Origin of the sequence: Janthinobacterium sp. 35 (genome assembly GCF_002754575.1) — a bacterium.
GTDB classification, from domain to species: domain Bacteria; phylum Pseudomonadota; class Gammaproteobacteria; order Burkholderiales; family Burkholderiaceae_D; genus Janthinobacterium; species Janthinobacterium tructae.
On the sequence record NZ_PEFN01000001.1, the window covers coordinates 4201255 to 4224053 of the forward strand.

Below are 22799 nucleotides of genomic sequence, written 5' to 3' on the forward strand. Positions count from 1 at the left end.
GCCCGAAAAGCAAGGCTTATTTGTGCCCGATGCAGGCTTTTTTTTGACTGCCGGGGAGGGGCGTGCCGTGGGCGTGGCGCGCGGTGGCGCCAGCGGGCGGGAGAAGGGGTGGACAGCAAAAAAGACCCGGCAAGGCGGTGTGCCTTGACCGGGTCAAGCCTGTGCCAAGCTTGAAGGAATCGGCTGGCGTGAATCGGCTGGCGTGAATCGGCTGGCGTTATATCGTGGCCAGCAATTGCGCCGAGGCGGTGGCGGCCGCCGTGGTGTCGGCCTTGAGCTTGGCGGCGGCCAGCTGCTTGGCGCGCGAGCGCGAGGGCGGCAGGCGGCGCAGGGTTTTCAGGGCGTCAGGGTCCTTGATGCCGATGGTGCGCTGGTCGACCGAGATCAGGCCGATTTCATTGAAGGCAGACAGGGTGCGGCTGACCGTTTCCAGGGTCAGGCCCAGGTAGCTGCCGATTTCATGGCGCGTCATGCGCAGGTTGAACAGCTTGCTCGAGTAGCCCATCTGCGCGAAGCGGTCGGCCAGCGAGACGAGGAAGCGCGCCACGCGGGCTTCGGCGCTGAGGGCGCCGAGCATGCCGATCATGGCTTGCTCGCGCACCAGTTCGCGGCTCATCACGCCGTACATGACGTTTTCCAGTTCCAGGTGCACGCGGCCCAGCGCCGTCAGCTTCTTGAACGGCAGCAGGATCAGGTCGCAGTCGGACAGGGCCACCGCTTCCGAGGAGTAATGGCGCGAGTGGATGCCGTCGACGCCCAGCATGTCGCCCTTCATGGGAAAACTGAGTACCTGCTCATTGCCGAATTCATCGATGAGCACGGTTTTCAGGAAGCCCGAATTGACGATGTACAGGGTGTCGAACGGTTGGCCGATGGTGTGCACGCGCTGGCCCGTCTTGAATTGCACGTGCTGGAACAGCAGTTCATCGGCGGCGATGGTGCAGGCGCTGGAGATATGCAGCAGGTCGCACACCTCCTTCAGGTTCGACCATAGCCGCCCCTGGCGCTGGCGCCCCGCTTCCATCGGAGAGGAGGGGGGCAGCGATGGCGCGGCAGCGCGGGTTTCAGGCGTTTGCGTGGACAGCATGTTCATCTCCTGGTGACAGGTAGTGCAGAGTTGAATGACAAGGTGCACAGGGCGGCGGGCAAGGATGGGGCGGCGCGCGTCCAGGCGGGTAAATCTCAATGCGCTGAAGACTTGCTGTGTGATGAAATAACTTCCCAGCAACTTGATGACTGGTTTCAGTATGCCAACAACCGTATGCAATTCATATCAGCAGTGGCTGAATATGGCAGTAGGAGCTATGGCAGTTGATGTAGGATTGTTCCTACGGCGGCGCGCGCGGGCCGCTCAGGTCTTGAAGGGGGAAAGCAGGCGGTGTGCCACGGCATACTGCACCATTTCCGACAGCGAACTCATGCCCATCTTTTGCATGATGCGCGTCTTGTGCGTACTCACAGTTTTCACGCTCAGGTGCAGATTGTTGGCGATTTCCGTGATCGACTTGCCTGCCACCAGCAGGGAAAAGACTTCGAACTCGCGGTCCGACAGCTGTTTGTGCAGCAAGCTTTCATTCGGCATCATGATGTTGAGCACAAGCTGCTCTGCCACCTCGGCGCTGATGTAGGGGCGGCCCGACGCCACCTTGTGGATGGCGCCCACCAGCTGGGTGCCCGCGCTTTCCTTGGTCAGATAGCCTTGCGCGCCGGCGCGGATGGCGCGCACCGCATATTGCTCTTCCTCGTGCATGGTGAGGATCAGGATGGCCAGCTTGGGCGCCTCGCTGCGGATTTGCCGGATCAGGTCGACGCCGCTGCGGCCCGGCATCGACAGGTCGAGCAGCAACAGGTCGAAGCCACCCTGGCGCACGTGGTTGAGTACCTCAAAGCCGTCGATGGCTTCGCCCACGATGTCGATGTCCGGCGCGCCGTCAAGGATGCGCTTCAATCCTTCCCGCATGATGGTGTGGTCGTCGGCAATCACAATACGTATCATAGGCGCGCAATCTGGAAGCGTGTAAGGTGTCCTGGCCGTTTCGTGGCGGCCGGCCAGGTGTTAAGAAACGAGAAACGTTGTCATTTTAACTGAAAAGGCCGTAGTGTTGCCTTTTACCCGCGCAGCGCGATGCGGCGGCCTGCGTGGCCATGTGACCCCTTATTTTGACGGGGGTTCCTTGATCAGCCTATGCACGAGCACTGGCAATTTAGAGTGCGACAGTACTTTGTTGGTCACGCTGCCGAGCAGCAATTGCCCCCAGCCGCTGCGGCCATGCGAGCCCATGAAGATCAGGTCGCAGTGCTGCAATTGCGCCACTTCCACGATTTTCAGGGCCGGGCTGTCGGAAAAGGCCGTCAGGCCCGTCGCTTCCAGGCCCCGCTTGGCGGCCGCGTCGAGGATCGGCTGCCAGTGGTCGGCGCCCGCCTTGCGCATGGCGATGCGGTACTCCTCTTCGCTGGGATAGCTCGGTGGAATGATTTCGATGTACACCGGGTACTGGTACTCGGGCGCCACGTACACGGCAAGGATGTCGGCTTGCATCTGTTCGGCAAAGGCAACGCCGGCACAGGCCGTCAGGTTGGAGACGGTGGAGCCGTCCGTGGCGATCAGAATTTTCTTATACATGGCAGGTCCTTTGGCGGTGACTCAGCGCGTGCAACGCCCCTTATTGTAGGCGCGGCAGCAGCATGGTATTCATGTAAAGACTTGATAATTATCAATACTATTGCACCTTCAGTATAGACAACATTGGCAGAAAGATCGTGTTTTAGCCGCAACGCCAGGCATGAACACTGTTGCGCAGCCGCCCGCGAGCAGGATTTCTTGTGCGCCGCGTGCTCTTGCACGCATGCCAATGGTAGTATTTCAAAATACAACAGCAGGAACACTTATTTCCTCACGGAAAAGCTCTTGTGGGCCAGCTTTACACCAGGAAGCGCGTTTTGAGATTTACCAACAGGGCGGCGCCCTGCTACACTCGCACCATCGCAGCGGTATTGCCTCAAATCATCTTAATCGAGAAATTGTGGGTATCAGTCTGTAAAACGCACAGTTCAGGCGGAATTTTGACAAATTATGGAGAAGCAGGGATATGACCAACGCCGCTGATGATTTCGATGCATTATTCGATGAAGTATCTGCGCAAAGTGCGGCCGCTCCCAAGCCCGCGCCTGCCGCAGCGCCCGCAGCCGTGATCGCGGACGACGATTTTGACGCGCTGTTCGACTCCGTGTCGGCCAGCGCCGCCGTGCCGCCAGCCGCAGCGGAAGCGCCAGCCGCTGCCGCGCCGGAAGCGCCGCCTGCGACAGCCGCAGGCGTGCCCGGCGAAGCGGCCGATCCTGTCGACCAGTCCGACAAGCCGATGTTCGAACGCCTGGGCGGCATCGTGCGCCTGCTGCATGATTCGCTGCGCGAACTGGGCTACGACAAGGCGTTGACGGAAGCGTCGTCGCAGATCGTCGACGCACAGGACCGCCTGGAATATGTCGCCACCCTGACGGAACAGGCCGCCAACAAGGTCCTGAATACGCTCGACGAAGGCATGCCGGCGCAAGATGTGCTGTCGAAGAAAGCCAAGGACATGGACAGCCGCTGGACGGCGCTGTTTGATGGCAAGCTGAGCCTGGAAGAGTTCAAGGCCCTGGCCGGCGATTCGCGCCAGTTCGCGCAAGCTGTTGCCGAGGCAACGGAAGCGGAAAAAGCGCGCTTGCTGGAAATCATGATGGCGCAGGACTTCCAGGACATCACGGGCCAGCTGATCAAAAAAGTGGTCAACATCACCAAGACGGTGGAGCACGAGCTGGCTCAGCTGCTGCGCGACAACGCGCCGGCCGAAGTGCGCGAAAAACTGGCGCAAAAGCCGGTGCCGCTGATGCAGGGCCCATCCGTGCCGTCGGTGGCACTGGACCAGGATAATGTAGACGACCTTCTTGCGGATTTGGGATTCTAATGGACGATATGCTCAAGGATTTCGTCGTTGAGGCGATGGATCTTGCGGTTAATGTTGAAGAGCACTTATTGCGCCTCGAGCGTGATCCTGACAACAAGGAAACACTGAATGCCGTGTTTCGTTCCTTCCACACCATCAAGGGTGGCGCCGGCTTCATGGGCCTGCCTGCACTGGTGGCGGCCTGCCATCTGACGGAAAATCTGTTCGACGCCCTGCGTACGGGCGCCGCGCCGGTGACCCCGATCGCCATCGAGGCGGCGCTGCAAGCGTCCGGTTTCGTCGCCGACCAGCTGACGGAACTGGCCAACGGTGCCGCGCCGGAAGCCTTGCCGGCCATGCCGGAAGAGCTGGAACACATCCTGACGAACGCCATCGAAGGCAAGGGCATGGACGCACACGCGCCGGCCGCCGCCGTGGTGGCGGAAGTCGCCGTGGTGGTTGCCGAGGTGGTCGTGGCGGCGCCAGCCGCCGCTGTTTCCACCGTCAGCGCCGATGGCCTCGACTGGGAAGGCATGTATAACGCCGTCGTGCCGGCGGGCAGCCAGATCGCCGCCGCAGCGGCCTCCGCCGTCGCCGCTGTGCCTGCCGTCGTAGCCGCCGCGCCTGCCGCTGCTACTGCTACTGCTGCTGCCAAGCCGGCCGGCAAGGCCTGGGATGGCGCGGAACGCCGCGAAGATCGTCCGGAAGTACGCCATGCCGCTCCCGTCAAGGAAGACAGCATCCGCGTCGACGCCGTCAAGCTCGACGCGCTGCTGGAAGTGGCCGGCGAGTCGGTGCAGGCTGCCAACCAGGCTGCCGTGCTGCTTGAGCGCTTGCTGCAATTCAAATTCGAAGGCCAGGCCGCCACCCTGATGGCGACCCTGGCGGAAACCCTGGAACGCGCGTCGCGCTACTCGACGGAACTGCAGCGGGCCACCTTGGCCACGCGCATGCAGCCCGTGGGCCGATTGTTCCAGAAATTCCCGCGCCTGGTGCGCGAACTGGCGAAAGACCTGGGCAAGGATGTCGAGCTGACCATCGAGGGCGCGGAAACGGAAGTCGACCGCGTGGTGGTCGACAGCCTGTACGATCCGCTGGTGCACATGCTGCGCAATTCGCTCGACCATGGCGTCGAATCGCCGGAAGCGCGCCTGGCCGCCGGCAAGCCCGCCAAATCGTATATTTCGCTGAAAGCCTGGCAGGAAGCGAACAGTGTCATGATCGTGCTGCAGGATGATGGCAAGGGCATGGACCCGGCCTTCCTGCGCAGCAAGGCCCTGCAAAAAGGATTGATCAGCGAAAACGCGCAATTGAGCAACGACGAATGCTTCCAGCTGGTGTTCCTGCCGGGCTTCTCGACCAAGGAAGTGGCGTCCAGCGTCTCCGGGCGCGGCGTGGGCATGGATGTGGTCAGGACGGCCGTGGAAAAGAACCGCGGCGCCATCCACATCGAGTCGACGCTGGGCAAGGGCACCAAGTTCGCCATCCGCCTGCCGATCGAGCTGTCCATCGTGCCGACCATGCTGGTGTCCACCTCGGGCGCCGCGCTGGCGCTGCCGATGGCGGTGGTGCAGCGCGTCGTCGAATTGCCGGAAACCTTCATGGAAGTGGGCGGCGCGCCCGTGCTGAAAGACCAGGGCCGTCCATTGCCCGTGCGCTCGCTGGCCGGCGCCCTGGGCTACGAAGCGTGCAGCGAACGCGTGGGCATTGTTGTCGCTGCGCCACAGCCGTACATTCTCGCCGTGGCAGCCGTCGACGGTACGGCCGACCTGGTGATCAAGCCGATGACGGCCATCACCGTGGAAGGCATTACCGGTACCGCTCGCTCGGCCGAAGGCGAACTGGTGCTGGTCGTGGGCCTATCGTTCCTGATGGATGGTTGCAGGGGAAGTGTGCGCCTGGCCGCATGATTGCACCTGACAAAACCTACTGCGCGTCGGTATAGGCGGCCTGCGATGCTCACCGTACCAGAGTACGGTTGCGCTTCTTAGCCACCTCTCCCTTCCGCTCGCTACGGTTTTCTCAGGCGCCGTAAGTATCGCTGTATTCATTGGAAAGCCCACTATGCGTAGTGGGCTTTTTTCATTGTGTCATCAAGCGCCGCCGGGGCGTAAACTACCGCCTTCCAGCCAGCGCTGCACGCGCACGATTTCCTGCGCACGGCCCGCCTCATCCTTTGGTGGCGGCAGGTAGATGTCGGGCATGATGCCGCCCAGGTCCACCTGCAGCTGTGGCAAACGGGCCGAGCGCGAGGTGGCGTATTGCAGCTGGCGCACGCCGGAAGGCAGGGCGTGCAGGCGCAGGTTGGAATAGTCGAGCGCGCCTTCGCTGTTGCGGCCGATCAATTTGACGTGAAAACTTTGCCGCGCCGCCAGCAGGAATTCTTCGCAGGAGCTGGCGCAATCGCGGTCCACCAGCACGGCTACGCGCGCGGGCCGGCGCGGCTCCGGCGTGCTCACGCGGGTATAGCTGATGAGATCGCCACTTTCCTGCTGCACATATTCGCCCGGCTTGACCGTACGCATCTGTGACACGGCCTCGGCCGCAAAGTCGACGCAGGCCTGGTCGCCGGGCGAGAGCAGCGCGCAGACTTTTTCCTGGCCCTCGATATTGGCCGGCGTGGACAGCCATTCGGCGCCCAGGCTGACCATCTCGTCCGAGCTGATCCATTGCAGCAGCGGCGTATACGTGCTGTCGCTGCCGCCGCTGTTGCGGCGCACGTCGAGGATCCAGTTGGGACGCGCCGCCAGTACCGCGCGGTGCGTGTCGAGCAGGGTGGCCACGGCGGCGCGGTAGCGGTCCTGGAAGCTGGGCAGGGTCAGGAGCACAGTCGAGTCTGACAAAATCTGCAGTGCCGGCTCCTTCGACGGTGCGGCCTGGCCCGCTACGCTTGGTTTGGCCGGCGCCGGTTTGGCGATGTCTTGCGCGCTGCCCGGCTTCACGTACAAATGGCTCTTGCGCCACATGCCCAGATAGTTTCCCAGGATCGCGTCGCAAGCCTTGTCTTCGGTCGCGTGGGCGGCCGCCGTGGTGGCCGTGGCCTGCGCCAGGTCGAAATACGCCTGGCCCTTTTGCGCCAGGTGGGCGCGTGCGCCCGTATCGTTTTCCAGCAGGAAGGGGGGGATCGCGCGCAAGTCCTGTACGCAGGTTTCTCCTGGCGCGGCCGCCGCCGCATGGGCCTCGGCCAGGGGCAGGGCGGCCAGGCTCAGGGCGGCCAGCGCCAACAAGTTGAGTTTCATCGAGGTCTCCAGGTGGGGTGGGGCGTGTGCGCCGTCAATATTGTCGAAATACAATACACGAAAGGTTGAGGAAAAAATATCAATTTCTGACGGCGCCGTGACTCGTTCGGCAGCCCGCCTGCGGATGAGGCTGGCATGCCGCCAATGTGCCGATATCGGCAATTTCCAGCTCATATCCAACAATGTAGCCAAACTTTGTATCGCCAATCCCACGCTTTTACCTGTTTCGGTTCTGTGTTGCGCAATATATGGCATAATCCTTGTGGATCACCGTATGACTTGGTATCACTTGATCACTTAAACAGGCTGTGGCAACGCTGCATAAATCATGATGAAGACGCTTTACGACAAACTCTGGGAATCCCACGTTGTTCGGGCCGAAGATGATGGCACGACAATTTTGTATATCGACCGGCACCTGCTGCACGAAGTCACCAGCCCGCAAGCCTTCGATGGTCTCAGCGTGGCGGGCCGCCAGCCGTGGCGCATTTCCGCCAACCTGGCCGTGGCCGACCATAACGTGCCCACCACCAGCCGCATCGACGGCATTGCCGATCCGGTCTCGCGCCTGCAGGTGGAAACGCTGGACAAGAACGCCAAGCATTACGGCTTGACCTACTTCAACATGAACGACAAGCGCCAGGGTATCGTGCATGTGATCGGCCCTGAACAGGGCGCGACCCTGCCTGGCATGACGGTCGTCTGCGGCGACTCGCACACGTCCACGCACGGCGCCTTCGGCGCGCTGGCGCACGGCATCGGCACGTCCGAAGTGGAACACGTGCTGGCCACGCAAACCTTGCTGCAAAAGAAATCCAAATCCATGCTGGTGCAAGTCGACGGCGCCTTGCCGACCGGCGTGACGGCCAAGGACATCGTGCTGGCCATCATCGGCAAGATCGGCACGGCCGGCGGCACCGGTTACTGTATCGAGTTCGGCGGCTCGGCCATCCGCGCCCTGTCGATGGAAGGACGCATGACGGTGTGCAACATGGCCATCGAGGCGGGCGCGCGCGCCGGCATCATCGGCGTGGACGACACCACCATCAATTACGTCAAGGGCCGTCCGTTTTCGCCGGCCGGTCCGCACTGGGAGCGTGCCGTCGCCTATTGGCGCACCCTGCATTCGGACCCGGGCGCCCGTTTCGACCTGGTCGTCACCCTCAACGCGCAAGACATCGTGCCGCAAGTGACCTGGGGCACCTCGCCCGAGATGGTGGTCGGTATCGATGGTCGCGTGCCTGATCCTGACCAGGAAAAAGACAGCGTCAAGCGCGACGCGATGGAAAAGGCGCTGGTCTACATGGCCCTGAAACCGAATACCGCCATCGAAGACATCCGCATCGACAAGGTCTTCATCGGTTCCTGCACCAATTCGCGCATCGAAGACTTGCGCGCGGCGGCCGCCGTGGTGCGCGGCAAGTACCGGGCTTCGAACGTCACCCTGGCGCTGGTGGTACCCGGTTCCGGCCTCGTCAAGGACCAGGCCGAGCGCGAGGGACTCGACCGCATCTTCAAGGATGCCGGTTTCGAGTGGCGCGAGCCGGGTTGCTCCATGTGCCTGGCCATGAATGCGGACCGCCTGGAGCCGGGCGAACGCTGCGCCTCGACCTCGAACCGCAACTTCGAGGGCCGGCAAGGGCAGGGCGGACGTACCCACCTGGTGTCGCCCGCGATGGCGGCGGCGGCGGGTATCGCCGGCCACTTTGTCGACGTGCGGGCTTTGCGATGAATTAAGGGAACTGCGTGGTAACGCAGCCAAATTCCGGGGTCAGACCCGCCGGGTCTGACCCCAGCTTTCAGCTGCTGGTTTACACTAGCGCCATTCATTTCCCTGAAACAAACGAGATCATCATGAAAAAACTCTTCGCCCTCCTCATCGCCACCGTCATCTTGTCCGGCTGCAACACCGTCTCCGGCATCGGCCGCGATGTGCAGAAAGTCGGCCAGGTCGTCACTGGCGCCGGCGGAAAATAAACCGTGACGTGCCGGCGCATAGCGCCGCCCGTCCTACCGAGTAGAAACAGCATGGATAAATTTACGATTTACGAAGGCCTGGTCGCCCCGCTGGACCGCGCCAACGTCGACACCGACGCGATTATCCCGAAGCAATTCCTGAAGTCGATCCACCGCAGCGGTTTCGGCCCCAACCTGTTCGACGAATGGCGTTATCTGGACCATGGCGAACCGGGTCAGGACAATAGCCGCCGCCCGCTGAACCCCGAGTTCGTGCTCAACGAGGCGCGCTACCAGGGCGCGTCCATCTTGCTCACGCGCAAGAACTTCGGCTGCGGCTCCTCGCGCGAACACGCGCCGTGGGCGCTCGATCAGTATGGTTTCCGCGCCATCATCGCGCCTTCGTTCGCCGACATCTTCTTCAATAATTGCTACAAGAACGGCTTGCTGCCCATCGTGCTGTCGGAAAGCCAGGTCGAGCACCTGTTCAATGAAGTCAAGGCCTTCCCCGGCTACAAGCTGGTGGTGGACCTGGAACAGCAGTGCGTGCGCACCAGCAATGGTTCCGTCTCGTATCCATTCGAGATCGACGCCTTCCGCAAGTATTGCCTGATGAATGGCCTCGACGATATCGGCCTGACCCTGCGCCATGCCGACGATATCCGCGCCTTTGAAGAGCGTCATTTGACCAATCAGCCTTGGCTGGCCAACGTTATCTAAAGATCATTCCATGAAAATTGCAATCTTACCCGGCGACGGTATCGGTCCTGAAATCGTCGCGCAAGCCGTCAAGGTGTTGCATGTGCTGGGCGAATCGTTCGAGCTGGAAACGGCACCCGTGGGCGGTGCCGGCTATGCGGCCCATGGTCACCCCTTGCCGGAAGCCACCCTGGCGCTGGCGAAAGCGGCCGATGCCGTGCTGTTTGGCGCCGTCGGCGACTACCAGTACGATAATCTGGAGCGCCAGTTCCGTCCCGAGCAGGCGATCCTGGGCTTGCGCAAGAACCTGGGCCTGTTCGCCAATCTGCGTCCGGCCATTTTGTACCCGGAACTGGCGGGCGCCTCGACGCTGAAGCCGGAAGTGGTTTCCGGCCTGGACATTTTGATCATCCGCGAATTGACGGGCGACATCTATTTCGGCCAGCCGCGCGGCGTGCGCGAGTGCCCGGACGGTCCGTTCAAGGGCCAGCGCGAAGGTTTTGACACCATGCGCTATGCGGAAGGCGAAATCCGCCGCATCGCCCACGTGGCTTTCCAGGCGGCGCAAAAGCGCGACATGCGTTTGACCAGCGTGGACAAGGCGAACGTGCTGGAAACCTTCCAGTTCTGGAAAGACATCGTCATCGACGTGCACAAGGAATACCCGGATGTGGCGCTCGATCATATGTATGTCGATAACGCGGCCATGCAACTGGTGCGGGCGCCGAAGAAATTCGACGTCATGGTGACCGGCAACATGTTCGGCGACATCTTGTCGGACGCGGCCGCCATGCTGACGGGCTCGATCGGCATGCTGCCGTCCGCTTCGCTGGACGCCAACAACAAGGGTTTGTACGAGCCGTCGCACGGCTCGGCGCCCGATATCGCGGGCAAGGGCATCGCCAATCCGCTGGCGACGATTTTGTCGGCCGCCATGATGCTGCGCTATTCGCTGAACCGCGAAGAGCAGGCAAACCGCATCGAGGCTGCTGTCAAGAAAGTATTGGCGCAGGGCTTGCGCACGGCCGATATCCATGAAGCGGGCACCACCTTGGTGGGTACCGAGGCGATGGGTGATGCAGTTGTAAAAGCACTGGGATAAAATAGTCTAATGACGGCAGTCGCCGTCTCATCTTGAGGAATGGTAATGAAATTAGTTGGCTTGGTAGGTTGGCGCGGTATGGTCGGTTCGGTCCTGATGCAGCGCATGCAGGAAGAGGGCGATTTCGCCCATATCGAACCGGTATTTTTCACCACCTCGAACACGGGCGGCGCCGCGCCGGCCATGGCGAAGAATGAAACCATCCTCAAGGATGCCAACAACATCGCCGAACTGTCCAAGTGCGACATCATCATTTCCTGCCAGGGTGGCGACTACACGAGCGCCGTCTTCCCGCAGCTGCGCGCCAGCGGCTGGAATGGCTACTGGATCGATGCGGCCTCGACCTTGCGCATGGAAAAAGACGCCGTCATCGTGCTCGATCCCGTCAACTTGCACGTCATCAAGGATGCGCTGGGCAAGGGCGTCAAGAATTACATCGGTGGCAATTGCACCGTTTCCTGCATGATGATGGGCCTGGGCGGCCTGTTCCAGCACGACCTGATCGACTGGATGACGTCGATGACGTACCAGGCGGCATCGGGCGGCGGCGCGCAGCACATGCGCGAACTGCTGACGCAATTTGGCACCATCAACAGCTCCGTCAAGGCGCTGCTGGAAAACCCCGCTTCCGCCATCCTGGAAATCGACCGCCAGGTGCTGGCCACCCAGCACGGCTATTCGCCGGATGAAATCAAGCAATTCGGCGCGCCGCTGGCTGGCAACCTGATTCCGTGGATCGACAAGGATCTGGGCAACGGCCAGTCGAAGGAAGAGTGGAAAGCGGGCGCGGAAACCAACAAGATCCTGGGCCGCGGCATCGACTTTGGCACCAGGGAAATCCCTGTCGACGGCCTGTGCGTGCGCATCGGCGCCATGCGCTGCCATTCGCAAGCGCTGACCATCAAGCTGAAAAAAGACGTGCCGCTCGATGAAATCAACGACATCATCGCCAGCAACAATCAATGGGTCAAGCTGGTCCCGAACACGCGCGAAGCGTCCGTGCGCGACCTGTCGCCGGCAGCCGTCACGGGCAGCCTGACGATTCCTGTGGGCCGCGTGCGCAAGATGAGCATGGGCGGCGAATACCTGTCCGCCTTTACCGTGGGCGACCAATTGCTGTGGGGCGCGGCCGAGCCGCTGCGCCGCATGCTGCGCATTTTGCTGGACGCGTAAGGGCCACAAATTGCTGATCAAGATCAAGCCGGGGCTGTTTCCCCGGCTTTTTTTTCGTCCTGAGCCCGTCAAGGCTCAACCATGCGGAGCTTGCATAGCTCTGGGCATGATGATATGTTGATACCTCTGGAAAAGTAACAGTTTTCCCATGTCAACTAAGATGCCGCCAACTATGCCTGTACATACTCGTCCCCGGGTCGCCTCCCTTGCCATTAAAACACTCAGCAGCGCTGTCGCCTGTGCGGTGTTATTGTCACCGGCGGTATCCGCAGCCGAGCTGGGCAAGATTACCGTGCTGTCCGCTGCCGGCCAGCCGCTGCGCGCCGAGGTCGAATTGTCGGCCGTCAATCCAGGCGAGGCAAGCAGCCTGCTGGCCAAGCTGGCGCCGCCGGACGCGTATCGCCAGGCCAACGTGGAATTCAATCCGGCCCTGAACGCGTTGACGTTTGCCGTGGAAAACCGCAACGGCAAGTCCTTCATCCGTATCAGCTCGGCGCAAGCGGTGGCCGAACCGATGGTGGATTTGCTGCTGGAACTGAGCAGCAAGAGCGGGCGCCAGGTACGCGAATATGCGTTCGTGCTCGACACACCCGAAGCGCGCCAGACGCGCGGCGCGCAAGTGACGGCCCCGGCCGAACCGGGCCGGGCCGGGCGCAATGTGGAGCCGACGGCGGCGCAAGAGTCACGCAAGAAGCCGGCTGGCGAATACAAGGTCAAGGCGGGCGACACCCTGAGCCGCATCGCCAGCGAACTGAAACCATCGGGCGTGTCGCTCGACATGATGCTCGTCGCCCTGTATCGCGCCAATCCCGATGCCTTCAGGGGCGAGAACATGAACCGCATGCAGGCCGGGCGCATCCTGGCCGTACCGGGCGCGGACGCCGTGCGCGCCACCGACGCGGCCGAAGCGAAGGGCGTCGTGACGGCGCACGCCATCGATTTCGAAGCCTACCGCAACAAGCTGGCGGGGCAGGTATCGCAAAGCAAGCCGGCCAAGGCGGCGCAGCCGACGCAAAGCACGGCTGGCAAGATCGGCGCGACCAAGGTGCAGGAAAAACCGACGGCCGTGAGCGAATCGCAAGACAAGCTGAAACTGTCGAAGGCGGAGCCGGCGGCCAAGTCGGCCGGCAAGAGCGCCGTCGCCAGCGAGGAAGACAAGATCGCCAAGGCGAAGCAGGTCGATGAAGCGGCCGCGCGTGTCAAGGAGCTGGAAAAGAACGTCAGCGACCTGGAAAAGTTGATGGCGGTCAAGAGCAAGGCCATGGCCGACAAGAGCGCGCCGGCACCCGCCAAACCGGCCGAGGCCGCTGCCAGCGCGGCGGCCAGCGCCATCGCCAGCGCACCAGCCGAAGCCCTGCCTCCCCTACCGAAGGCGAAACCGGTGCCGCTGGTGAAAAAACCATCGCCGCTGGAGCCGACCATCACCGACAAGATCAATGATCACCTGGGCGCCATCGGCATCGGCCTGGCCGCATTGCTGGCCGCCGTGGCTGCGCTGGTGGTCGCGCGTCGCCGCAAGGACGCGCCGCCTGCGCCAGAGAACGTGGCGCCCGTGTTGGAACCGGAAGCGCCGGTGACGCCGCCATCGGGCCTGGCGCCGGAAGACCAGCAGTCCGAAGCGAGCAACCACCTGTTCGGTACGGGCGCCGCTGCAGCCGGCGTGGCTGCTGCAGCGGGCGCCAGCATGCTCGATGCGAATGAGACAGACCCCGTCGCCGAAGCGGACGTGTATATTGCCTACGGCCGCGATGGCCAGGCGGAAGATATCCTCAAGGAAGCCTTGCGCATCCACCCCGAGCGCCATGCGGCCCGCTTGAAGTTGCTGGAAATCTATTCGGCCCGCAGCGATGTGCGCGCGTTTGAAGACCAGGCTAGCGAGCTGTACAGCCTGACGCGTGGCCAGGGCGAAGAGTGGCCGCAGGCGGCCGCGCTGGGCCTGGCGCTCGATCCCACCAATCCCCTGTATGGCGACACGGAAGACGATGCCGTCGTCAGCCTGAGCAAGGGTGCCGGCGACGACTTGCGCGGCCAGAGCATGGACTTGCCCGACGATCTGGCTGCGCCCGCAGCGCAGGGCGAGCCGGCCAGCGTTCCCGTCCGCGATACGCGCGCCCCCCTCGATTTTGACCTCGATAGCCTCGATTTCGAGCCCGTTTCCACCAGCGACCCGATCGTCATGCCGGGGCCGGACAGCAAGCCGCAGTCCACTCCGCAAGAGGCGCAGTATGACGCCAGCATGGATTTCGGCCTCGACCTGGAGCCGCCAGCCGGCTCCGTGAATGGCCTGGGCGCCGGTTTGACGCCTTTGCCTGACCCGTTGAAAGACGTGGACCTGGCCCATTTCGACCTCGACGAGCCGGTGGCGCCTGCTGCCGCGCCGGTGGCGCCGGCCGAGCCTTCCCTCGACAGCCTGTTCGACGATGCGCAAACGCCGGCGACCTTGCCGGAAGCCATACCGCCGGCGCAAGAATTCGACCTGTCCGGCATCGACCTCGACCTCAACGATGGCAAGACGGCCAGCGTGGGCGTGGATGACCCGCTGTCGGCCATCCACATGGAAATGGATACCAAGCTGGACCTGGCGATCGCTTACCAGGAAATCGGCGACAAGGAAGGCGCGCGCGAGCTGATCGATGAGGTCATCAAAGGCGGCAGCGAAGAGCAAGTCGCCAAGGCGAATACCATGAGAGCTTTGCTGGGCTAAGCACCTGATACGACGTCCATGGCTGCGTTGCACGGTCATGGCGTTCACCTTGTACTATTCGTACTGTCTTCGACCGTGCGCCGGGCCCTGAACGCCATCTCGCTCGCTTTCAAGCACCAGATACGACGTCCATGGCGGCGTTGCACGGTCTCGCCGTACTATTCGTACTGTCTTCGACCGCGCGCCTTGCCCTGAACGCCGTCTCAGGCGCTTGTGTGGCCGGAAGGCGGGACCGCCTTTGCGCCGGTATAATGCTTCGATGCAAAATATTACGACAGCAACGCCATTCAAGCGTATCGTCCTCGGCCTGCAGTACGACGGCACGGCCTGGCATGGATACCAGAAACAGGAAGATGGGCAGACGGTGCAGGACCAGCTGGAAAACGCGCTGGAGCAGTTTGCCCGCGTGCGCCTGGCCACCACCTGCGCCGGCCGCACGGATACGGGCGTGCATGCGCTCGAGCAAGTGGTGCATTTCGATACGGAACTGAACCGCGACGTGCACTCGTGGGTGCGCGGCGTCAACGCCTTCCTGCCGAAATCGATCGCCGTGCGCTGGGCCAAGGAGCTCGAAGGCGACCCCGCCGTCAACGATTTCTTCCACGCCCGCTTCAGCGCGCGCGCGCGCACCTATCATTATGTGTTGTACAACAACGCCACCCGTTCGCCGCTGGTGGAAGGACGCGCCGGCTTCTTTTTCCGTCCGCTGGACGTGGAACTGATGCGCCAGGCCGTGCAGCCGCTGCTGGGCTGGCACGACTTCACGGCCTTTCGCGCCGCGCAATGCCAGGCCAAGTCGCCCGTCAAGCTGATGCACGACATCCGCATCGAGCGGCGCGGCGATTGCGTCATTTTTACGATTACGGCCAATGCCTTTTTGCACCACATGGTGCGCAATCTGGTCGGCTCGCTCGTCTACATCGGCACGGGGCGCGAAAAGCCGGAATGGCTCGGACATTTGCTGGAAAGTAAGGATCGCCATGCGGCCGCGCCCACCTTCATGCCGGACGGCTTGTACCTGGCGCAGATCGATTACGATCCCAAGTGGGAGTTGCCGCAAGACAGTAGCAGCGCCTTGCCCTGGTTTTGATCTGCATCAATAAAGGAATAGCATGCCACGCACACGCATCAAGATCTGCGGCCTGACCCGCGTTGAAGACATCCAGGCCGTCGTGGCGGCGGGCGCCGACGCCATCGGCTTCGTGTTTTATCCGAAAAGCCCCCGCTATGTGACGCCCGAGCAGGCGGCGGCCCTGATCGCCGCCATGCCGCCCTACGTGACGACGGTGGGCCTGTTCGTCAACGCCACCGTGGAAGAGGTGCGGGCCACCAGGGCCGTGGCGCCGTTATCTCTGCTGCAATTTCATGGCGACGAGACGCCAGAACACAGCGCTGCGCTGGCCGGCGCCGTCAATACGCCGTTTACGCAAGTGTTCCGCGTCAAACCCGACACCTCCCGTGAAGATTTGCTAGAATACGAACAGCGCTATCGCGCCGCCAGTCCCTTGTTCTCGAGCCTCTTGCTCGATACCTATGTGGATGCGTATGGCGGTGCAGGAAAGGTATTCGATTGGTCCCTCATTCCAGAAGAACTCGCGCCTCGGGTCGTTTTAAGTGGTGGCTTGAGCGTACAAAACGCGACTGACGCAGTGGTGCGCGTGCGCCCTTACGCCGTCGACATCAGCAGTGGTGTCGAAGCGTCCAAGGGCATCAAGGACGCGTCCCGTGTCCGCGCGTTTATCGCCGCGGTGCAGGATGCCGATGCCATCATTGCCAGAGGAAACCACCATGAATGACCACACCACAGCGCCCGGCGCTGCCGCCGCATTGTTCCACGCCACCGATTACCCGTTTCCTGACCTGCGCGGCCACTTCGGCCCGTACGGCGGCGCGTTTGTTGCCGAAACCCTCACGCATGCGCTGGCCGAGCTGAAAGATGCCTACGCCCGTTATAGCGTCGATCCGGAATTCCTCGAAGAGTTCCGCTACGAGCTGAAACATTTCGTCGGCCGCCCATCGCCCATCTATCACGCCAAGCGCTGGTCCGAAATGGCCGGTGGCGCGCAAATCTATTTCAAGCGCGAAGACTTGAACCACACGGGCGCGCACAAGATCAACAACGTGATCGGCCAGGCCTTGCTGGCCAGGCGCATGGGCAAGCCGCGCATCATCGCCGAGACGGGCGCGGGCCAGCACGGGGTGGCCACGGCCACCATCTGTGCCCGCTTCGGCCTCGAATGCGTGGTCTACATGGGGAGCGAAGACGTCAAGCGCCAGGCGCAGAACGTGTACCGCATGAAATTGCTGGGCGCCACCGTCGTGCCGGTCGAATCGGGCTCCAAGACCTTGAAAGATGCGCTGAACGAAGCCATGCGCGACTGGGTTACCAACATCGAAAACACCTTTTATATCATCGGCACCGTGGCCGGACCCCATCCTTACCCGATGATGGTGCGCGACTTCCAGTCCGTCATCGGCGAAGAGTGTCTGGTGCAGATGCCGGAAATGACGGGCCGCCAGCCCGACTATGTGGTCGCCTGCATCGGCGGCGGCTCGAACGCCATGGGCATCTTTTACCCGTACATCGACCAGAAGGATGTGAAACTGATCGGCGTGGAAGCGGCTGGCGAAGGATTGAATACGGGCAAGCACTCGGCTTCGCTGGCGGCCGGTTTCCCGGGCGTGCTGCATGGCAACCGCACCTATCTGCTGCAGGATGAAAACGGTCAGATCATCGAGACGCATTCCGTCTCGGCCGGCCTCGACTATCCCGGCGTGGGTCCGGAACATGCGTGGCTGAAAGACCTGGGCCGCGCGCAATACGTCTCCATCACGGATGACGAGGCGCTGCAGGCCTTCCACGACTGCTGCCATATCGAAGGCATCATCCCGGCCCTGGAATCGTCGCACGCGCTGGCCTACGCGGCCAAGCTGGCGGCCACCTTGCCGAAAGACCAGATCGTGCTGGCCAACCTGTCGGGCCGTGGCGACAAGGACATGCATACCGTGGCGGAGCGCATGGGACTCAATTTCTCCTGAGACCCCAATAACGGCTGGGGTCGGACCCTCAGGGTCCGACCCCGGTCTTTGCTCCTGGGTTGAAATTATTTCCTCTATCCATCACCACGAAAGATATCCATGTCCCGTATCGCCACCACCTTTGCCACTTTAAAATCCAACAACAAGACCGGCCTGGTCACCTTCATCACCGCCGGCGACCCCGGCCCTGACGCCACCGTGCCGCTGATGCACGCGCTCGTCGAGGGCGGCGCCGACATACTGGAACTGGGCGTGCCGTTTTCCGACCCCATGGCCGAAGGCCCCGTCATCCAGCGCGCCTGCGAACGGGCCTTGAAATTCAACGTCGGCATCCACGATGTGTTCGGCTATGTGCGCCAGTTCCGCGTAACGAACCAGACGACGCCCGTAGTACTGATGGGCTACGCGAATCCCATCGAGCGCATCGGCAGCGCCGCTTTTATTGCGGCAGCACAAGCGGCCGGCGCCGATGGCGCCATCGTCGTCGACTATCCGCCGGAAGAGTGCGAGGAGTTTGGGGCCGCCATGCGCGAAGCGGGCCTCGACCTGATCTTCCTGCTGGCGCCCACCTCGACCGAAGAGCGCATCGCGCAAGTGGCCAAGGTTGGCGGCGGCTTCAGCTATTATGTGTCGCTCAAGGGCGTCACGGGTGCCGGTAACATTGATACGGAACAGGTGGCGGAACGTCTCGCGGCGATCCGCCAGCATGTAAAATTACCTATCGGCGTGGGCTTTGGCATCCGCGATGGCGCCACGGCCAAGGCCGTTGCCAAGGTGGCCGATGCCGTCGTGATCGGCAGCCGCATCATCCAGGAGATAGAAAATGCGCCGGAAGGCGGCGCTGTGGACGCCGTGCGCAGCTTTACGGCAGGCATCCGCGCCGCCCTGGATGCCTGAGCAAGCTTGCCGTTTACGCAAGATGCGTTGACGGCAAAGTTCGACAGCCCGGCGATAAACGGCTACACTTCGGCCACTGATTTGCCTGTTATTGTGCAATAGATAAAATTTTTGGTGGCGCCCTGCGGGGCGTCGCCGTTTACCGTCTGCCGGGGGCGTCCACCGACGCTACCCCTACAAGGGCCCAAGGAGAAAATATGAGTTGGTTGGAAAAACTGCTGCCACCGCGCATTCAGCGTTCTGATGCCGCCGCACGCAAGACCATGCCGGAAGGCCTGTGGGTCAAGTGCCCGTCGTGCGAAGCCGTGCTGTACCGTACGGACCTGGAATCGAATTTGCACGTGTGCCCGAAATGCGATCACCACATGCGCATCCGCGCGCGTGAACGCCTCGACAGCCTGCTCGACGCGGGCGGCCGCTATGAAATCGGCCAGGAAATCCTGCCTGTCGACACCCTGAAGTTCAAGGACAGCAAGAAATACCCGGACCGCCTGAAGTCCGCCATGGAAGCGACGGGCGAGACGGATGCGATGGTCGTCATGGGCGGCGCCATCATGAGCTTGCCAGTTGTCGTGGCGTGCTTCGAATTCGAATTCATGGGCGGCTCCATGGGTTCCGTCGTGGGCGAGCGCTTCGTGCGCGGCGCGCAAATCGCGCTGGAACAGAAAGTGCCGTTCATTTGCATCACCGCCACCGGTGGCGCACGCATGCAGGAAGGCTTGCTGTCGCTGATGCAGATGGCGAAAACCACGGCCATGCTGACCAAGCTGTCGGAAAAGAAATTGCCATTCATCAGCGTGCTGACCGACCCGACCATGGGCGGTGTGTCCGCCTCGTTCGCCTTCATGGGTGACGTCGTGATCGCCGAGCCGAAAGCGCTGATCGGCTTTGCCGGCCCGCGCGTGATTGAAAACACCGTGCGCGAAAAACTGCCGGAAGGTTTCCAGCGCGCCGAGTTCCTCGTCACCAAGGGCGCCGTCGACATGATCGTCGACCGCCGCAAGATGCGCGAAGAAATCGCGCGTTTGCTGGCTTTGTTGCAAAACCAGGCGGTTGAAGTGTTGGCGTAACTGTATTGAATGGAATAATGTCCATTTGCACGAACCCATGAACTGCTGGGGTCGGACCCTGAGGGTCCGACCCCAGATGTTGTTTAGGGTTATCTGTTTTTCTGCCTCGCGCATCCTTATATCTAGAAGTCTCCCATGCAAAACCTCCCTACGTCATTGCCAGACTGGCTCGCCATGCTGGAAACCCGCCATTCGGAAACCCAGATCAACATGGGCCTGGATCGCGTGCAAGCCGTCAAGGCGCGCATGCAACTGGCGTTTACTTGCCCCGTGATCATGGTGGCGGGCACGAATGGCAAGGGGTCCACCTGCGCCATGCTGGAATCCGTGCTGTTGCGTGCCGGCTACAAAGTGGGGCTGTACATCAAGCCGCACTTTCTCGATTTCAATGAGCGCGCGCGTGTGCAGGGCGAGCTGGCCAGCGACGAGCAGCTCGTTGCCAGCTTCAATGCCGTCGAAGCCGTGCGCGGCGACACGCCGCTGACGTATTTCGAATTCACCACCCTGGCCATCCTGCATCTGTTGTCGCAATCGACGCTGGACGTGGCCATCCTGGAAGTGGGCCTGGGCGGGCGCCTCGATGCCGTCAACGTGATCGACGCCGATGTGGCCATCGTCACCAGCGTCGACATCGACCACACGGATTACCTGGGCGACACGCGTGAAGCGATCGGCTTTGAAAAGGCCGGCATCTTCCGTGCGGGCAAGGCGGCCATCTGCAGCGACCCCGTGCCGCCGCAGTCGCTGATCGACCATGCGGCCGCCATCGGCGCCGACCTGTGGCTGATGGGCCGTGATTTCAACTATTCGGGCGACAAGCAGCAGTGGAACTACGGCGGGCGCGAGCAGCGCCGCAATTCGCTGGCCTACCCGAGCTTGCGCGGCGCCAACCAGATCCTGAATGCGACGGCCGTGCTGGCCGCGCTGGAAGTGCTGAGGCTGAAACTGCCCGTGGGCGCGCAGGAAGTGCGCACGGGCCTGGTGACGGTGGAATTGCCGGGCCGCTTCCAGGTCTTGCCGGGCCGCCCCAGCGTGATCCTCGACGTGGCGCACAACCCGCATGCGGCCGCGGCGTTGAACCAGAACCTGGGCAATATGGGGTTTCACCCATACACCTATGCCGTGTTCGGTTCCATGCACGACAAGGATATCGATGGCGTGCTGGCCGCGATGAGCGAACACGTCGACCACTGGTGCCTGGCGGGCTTGCCTTCGCCGCGCGCGGCCACGGCTTCCGAGCTGGCGGCCAAGGTGCAGATCATGCTGGAAGATAAGCCCGACAGCAGCGAGCATACTGTGTCTATTTTCGATGATCCGGCACAAGCTTTTGCAAATGCAATGAGCCGGGCCGGTGAGAATGATAGAATTGTGGTCTTTGGCTCTTTCCTCACCGTCGCCGGCGTGATGAAGGCCCGAAAATCCTCACTTCACTGAAACGCACTCGACTGAAAATCACGCATGGGCTTGTTCTCGAAACTGTTTAAAAACAAGCAAGAATCCTCTGGCGAAGACAGCGGCTTTTATGTCCCTGGCGAAGCACAGTCGCCGACCCGCAAACGCGCCGCCAACACCTCCGGTGGCGGCGGATCGCGCCGTGGCGGCAAGGACGCGCCGGACCCGGTCTTGCCTGAAAAAAAGCGCGCCCGCCGCCGCCTGGTCGGTGCCATCGCCCTTGCCCTGGGTGTGGCTGTCGGCTTGCCGATGCTGCTCGATTCCGAGCCGAAAGCGCCTTTCAACGATATCGCCATCGACATTCCGTCGAAAGAAAAGGCCGCTGCGCCTGCGCCTGCGCCCGTACCGGCCGTCCCGGCACAGGCCGCAGCGAATGGCCTGGACCAGTCCGAGGAAATCATCGACGCACCGCTGCCGCCTGCGGCCAGGCCTACGCCGGCACCAGCAGCGGTACCGGCGCCCGTGCTGGCCGCCGTCCAGCCTGCGCCTGCCAAGCCGGCCTATGTGGAACCGAAACCCGAGCCCAAGCCGGAGCCCAAGCCGGTCAAGGTGGAGCCGAAGCCTGAGCCGAAACACGAAACCAAGCCGGAACCGAAACACGAGGTCAAGGTGGAATCGAAGCCGGAACCCAAGCATGAGGTAAAACCGGAAGCCAGGCCTGAACCGAAGCCTGCCAAGCCGGCGCAATCGGCCGACGATGCCGCGCGCGCGCTGGCGATTCTGGAAGGCAAGCCGCAAGAGAAAGCACAAGACAAGGCACACGACGCCGGCAGCGGCAAGTTTGTGGTGCAGGTGGCGGCCCTGGCGACGCAGGACAAGGTCGATGAATTGCAGGACAAGCTGCGCGAAGCGGGCATCAAGTCCTATACGCAGAAAGTCTCCAGCCCGGCGGGCGAGCGCATCCGCGTGCGCGTGGGCCCGTTCGGCAGCCGTGAGGACGCCGAAAAGACCCGCGCCAAGCTGCAGAAGCTGGGCCTGGGCGGCAGTCTGGTACCAGCGTGATGTTGCAAGGCTGAACGGACGTGACGATCTTCGATTACCTGGTGCTGTTCGTGCTGGTGACGTCCGTGCTGATCAGCATGATGCGTGGCCTGGTCAAGGAAATACTGTCATTGGTCAGCTGGATCGTGGCGTTCGTCATCGCCAACGCGTATGGCGCCACCCTGGCGAAATTCCTGCCGGAAGCCGTGCCGGGCGAAGCCGTCCGCCTGTTGCTGGCCTTCGTGGTGCTGTTCATCGGCGTGCGCATTTTGATGGGATTGCTGTCCATGACGGTCGACGCACTGGTCAAGGTGACGGGCCTGAGCCTGGCCGACCGCACCCTGGGCAGCCTGTTCGGCGTGGCGCGCGGCCTGGTGATCGTGCTGACCACCGTCATCTTGTGCGGCATGACATCCATACCGCAGCAGTCATTCTGGAAAAATGCGCTGCTCAGCCCGTTCGCGGAGCAGGGCGCGCGTGCCATCAAGCCTTATCTGCCTGCCGTGTACGCGCAGCATGTGAAATTTTGAATTTTTTTAAAATCAGTAGCACAGTTTAGGA

At 62.2% G+C, this 22799-nt stretch carries 20 protein-coding genes; 16 read left to right on the plus strand and 4 right to left on the minus strand.

Features of this window, described 5'->3' with window-relative positions; all coding sequences use genetic code 11:
• Positions 1–217: 217 nt before the first annotated feature.
• The 3 genes from CLU93_RS18735 to CLU93_RS18745 form a co-directional block, all read right to left on the minus strand.
• Entirely contained in the window at positions 218–1024 is an 807-nt protein-coding gene (locus tag CLU93_RS18735) for a Crp/Fnr family transcriptional regulator (RefSeq protein ID WP_034750901.1), read from the minus strand.
• Positions 1025–1351: 327 nt separating this feature from the next.
• Entirely contained in the window at positions 1352–1996 is a 645-nt protein-coding gene (locus tag CLU93_RS18740) for a response regulator (RefSeq protein ID WP_034750556.1), read from the minus strand.
• A 159-nt stretch (positions 1997–2155) separates the two neighbouring features.
• A complete protein-coding gene (locus tag CLU93_RS18745) occupies positions 2156–2623 on the minus strand; it encodes a universal stress protein (protein WP_071076092.1) in 468 nt (155 codons plus the stop codon).
• Positions 2624–3089: 466 nt separating this feature from the next.
• Between CLU93_RS18745 and CLU93_RS18750 the strand changes: the two genes are divergently transcribed.
• Together CLU93_RS18750 and CLU93_RS18755 are read left to right on the plus strand one after the other, a co-directional pair.
• Positions 3090–3947: a protein phosphatase CheZ gene (locus CLU93_RS18750; RefSeq protein ID WP_099762844.1), complete on the plus strand. Its 858-nt coding sequence runs from the start codon at positions 3090–3092 to the stop codon at positions 3945–3947.
• Entirely contained in the window at positions 3947–5836 is a 1890-nt protein-coding gene (locus tag CLU93_RS18755; RefSeq protein WP_099762845.1) for a chemotaxis protein CheA, read from the plus strand. The genes CLU93_RS18750 and CLU93_RS18755 overlap by 1 nt, the downstream gene beginning before the upstream one ends.
• Positions 5837–6019: 183 nt before the next feature.
• Here the strand turns inward: CLU93_RS18755 and CLU93_RS18760 are convergent, their stop codons facing one another.
• Positions 6020–7165, minus strand: coding sequence for a S41 family peptidase (locus CLU93_RS18760; protein ID WP_180287882.1), 1146 nt, complete (start codon positions 7163–7165; stop codon positions 6020–6022).
• 328 nt (positions 7166–7493) lie between these two features.
• Here CLU93_RS18760 and leuC point away from each other — a divergent pair, with 328 nt between their 5' ends.
• From leuC to CLU93_RS18830, 14 genes are all read left to right on the plus strand, one after another.
• On the plus strand, positions 7494–8897 hold the full coding sequence (gene leuC, locus CLU93_RS18765; RefSeq protein WP_099762847.1) for a 3-isopropylmalate dehydratase large subunit: 1404 nt from the start codon (positions 7494–7496) through the stop codon (positions 8895–8897).
• Positions 8898–9019: 122 nt separating this feature from the next.
• Positions 9020–9142 carry a lipoprotein gene (locus tag CLU93_RS18770; protein ID WP_010400408.1) on the plus strand — a complete coding sequence of 41 codons (123 nt, stop codon included), beginning with the start codon at positions 9020–9022 and terminating at the stop codon, positions 9140–9142.
• Positions 9143–9193: 51 nt separating this feature from the next.
• On the plus strand, positions 9194–9841 hold the full coding sequence (gene leuD / locus CLU93_RS18775; RefSeq protein WP_071076096.1) for a 3-isopropylmalate dehydratase small subunit: 648 nt from the start codon (positions 9194–9196) through the stop codon (positions 9839–9841).
• A gap of 10 nt (positions 9842–9851) precedes the next feature.
• Positions 9852–10922, plus strand: coding sequence for a 3-isopropylmalate dehydrogenase (gene leuB, locus CLU93_RS18780; RefSeq protein WP_099762848.1), 1071 nt, complete (start codon positions 9852–9854; stop codon positions 10920–10922).
• Positions 10923–10967: 45 nt separating this feature from the next.
• On the plus strand, positions 10968–12095 hold the full coding sequence (gene asd / locus CLU93_RS18785) for an aspartate-semialdehyde dehydrogenase (protein ID WP_096237210.1): 1128 nt from the start codon (positions 10968–10970) through the stop codon (positions 12093–12095).
• Positions 12096–12345: 250 nt separating this feature from the next.
• Positions 12346–14799 (plus strand): FimV/HubP family polar landmark protein, encoded by a 2454-nt coding sequence (locus CLU93_RS18790; RefSeq protein ID WP_441326503.1) that lies wholly within the window; start codon positions 12346–12348, stop codon positions 14797–14799.
• A 259-nt stretch (positions 14800–15058) separates the two neighbouring features.
• Positions 15059–15889, plus strand: coding sequence for a tRNA pseudouridine(38-40) synthase TruA (gene truA, locus CLU93_RS18795; RefSeq protein ID WP_099762849.1), 831 nt, complete (start codon positions 15059–15061; stop codon positions 15887–15889).
• Between the two features lie 22 nt (positions 15890–15911).
• A complete protein-coding gene (locus tag CLU93_RS18800) occupies positions 15912–16595 on the plus strand; it encodes a phosphoribosylanthranilate isomerase (RefSeq protein WP_099762850.1) in 684 nt (227 codons plus the stop codon).
• Entirely contained in the window at positions 16588–17838 is a 1251-nt protein-coding gene (gene trpB, locus CLU93_RS18805; protein ID WP_099762851.1) for a tryptophan synthase subunit beta, read from the plus strand. The genes CLU93_RS18800 and trpB overlap by 8 nt, the downstream gene beginning before the upstream one ends.
• A 99-nt stretch (positions 17839–17937) precedes the next feature.
• Positions 17938–18735, plus strand: a complete 798-nt coding sequence (trpA, locus tag CLU93_RS18810) for a tryptophan synthase subunit alpha (RefSeq protein WP_099762852.1) — start codon at positions 17938–17940, stop codon at positions 18733–18735.
• Between the two features lie 197 nt (positions 18736–18932).
• Positions 18933–19805, plus strand: coding sequence for an acetyl-CoA carboxylase, carboxyltransferase subunit beta (accD, locus tag CLU93_RS18815; RefSeq protein ID WP_010400390.1), 873 nt, complete (start codon positions 18933–18935; stop codon positions 19803–19805).
• Positions 19806–19940: 135 nt separating this feature from the next.
• The gene (gene folC / locus CLU93_RS18820) at positions 19941–21239 is read left to right on the plus strand and encodes a bifunctional tetrahydrofolate synthase/dihydrofolate synthase (RefSeq protein ID WP_099762853.1); all 1299 of its coding nucleotides are present in this window, start codon (positions 19941–19943) and stop codon (positions 21237–21239) included.
• Positions 21240–21263: 24 nt separating this feature from the next.
• Complete coding sequence (locus CLU93_RS18825; RefSeq protein ID WP_099762854.1) at positions 21264–22259, plus strand: SPOR domain-containing protein; 996 nt, start codon at positions 21264–21266, stop codon at positions 22257–22259.
• 20 nt (positions 22260–22279) lie between these two features.
• Positions 22280–22768, plus strand: coding sequence for a CvpA family protein (locus tag CLU93_RS18830; RefSeq protein ID WP_099762855.1), 489 nt, complete (start codon positions 22280–22282; stop codon positions 22766–22768).
• Positions 22769–22799 lie beyond the last annotated feature (31 nt).

What these genes read in the sequence shown, in the direction of transcription:
- CLU93_RS18770 (WP_010400408.1), top strand. Translation starts at nt 9,020, where the DNA reads ATGAAAAAACTCTTCGCCCTCCTCATCGCCACCGTCATCTTGTCCGGC.
- asd (WP_096237210.1), top strand. Translation starts at nt 10,968, where the DNA reads ATGAAATTAGTTGGCTTGGTAGGTTGGCGCGGTATGGTCGGTTCGGTC.
- truA (WP_099762849.1), top strand. Translation starts at nt 15,059, where the DNA reads ATGCAAAATATTACGACAGCAACGCCATTCAAGCGTATCGTCCTCGGC.
- CLU93_RS18740 (WP_034750556.1), bottom strand. Translation starts at nt 1,996, where the DNA reads ATGATACGTATTGTGATTGCCGACGACCACACCATCATGCGGGAAGGA.
- CLU93_RS18755 (WP_099762845.1), top strand. Translation starts at nt 3,947, where the DNA reads ATGGACGATATGCTCAAGGATTTCGTCGTTGAGGCGATGGATCTTGCG.
- CLU93_RS18825 (WP_099762854.1), top strand. Translation starts at nt 21,264, where the DNA reads ATGGGCTTGTTCTCGAAACTGTTTAAAAACAAGCAAGAATCCTCTGGC.
- CLU93_RS18735 (WP_034750901.1), bottom strand. Translation starts at nt 1,024, where the DNA reads ATGGAAGCGGGGCGCCAGCGCCAGGGGCGGCTATGGTCGAACCTGAAG.
- CLU93_RS18800 (WP_099762850.1), top strand. Translation starts at nt 15,912, where the DNA reads ATGCCACGCACACGCATCAAGATCTGCGGCCTGACCCGCGTTGAAGAC.
- CLU93_RS18760 (WP_180287882.1), bottom strand. Translation starts at nt 7,165, where the DNA reads ATGAAACTCAACTTGTTGGCGCTGGCCGCCCTGAGCCTGGCCGCCCTG.
- folC (WP_099762853.1), top strand. Translation starts at nt 19,941, where the DNA reads ATGCAAAACCTCCCTACGTCATTGCCAGACTGGCTCGCCATGCTGGAA.
- accD (WP_010400390.1), top strand. Translation starts at nt 18,933, where the DNA reads ATGAGTTGGTTGGAAAAACTGCTGCCACCGCGCATTCAGCGTTCTGAT.
- leuB (WP_099762848.1), top strand. Translation starts at nt 9,852, where the DNA reads ATGAAAATTGCAATCTTACCCGGCGACGGTATCGGTCCTGAAATCGTC.
- CLU93_RS18750 (WP_099762844.1), top strand. Translation starts at nt 3,090, where the DNA reads ATGACCAACGCCGCTGATGATTTCGATGCATTATTCGATGAAGTATCT.
- trpA (WP_099762852.1), top strand. Translation starts at nt 17,938, where the DNA reads ATGTCCCGTATCGCCACCACCTTTGCCACTTTAAAATCCAACAACAAG.
- trpB (WP_099762851.1), top strand. Translation starts at nt 16,588, where the DNA reads ATGAATGACCACACCACAGCGCCCGGCGCTGCCGCCGCATTGTTCCAC.
- leuD (WP_071076096.1), top strand. Translation starts at nt 9,194, where the DNA reads ATGGATAAATTTACGATTTACGAAGGCCTGGTCGCCCCGCTGGACCGC.
- leuC (WP_099762847.1), top strand. Translation starts at nt 7,494, where the DNA reads ATGATGAAGACGCTTTACGACAAACTCTGGGAATCCCACGTTGTTCGG.
- CLU93_RS18745 (WP_071076092.1), bottom strand. Translation starts at nt 2,623, where the DNA reads ATGTATAAGAAAATTCTGATCGCCACGGACGGCTCCACCGTCTCCAAC.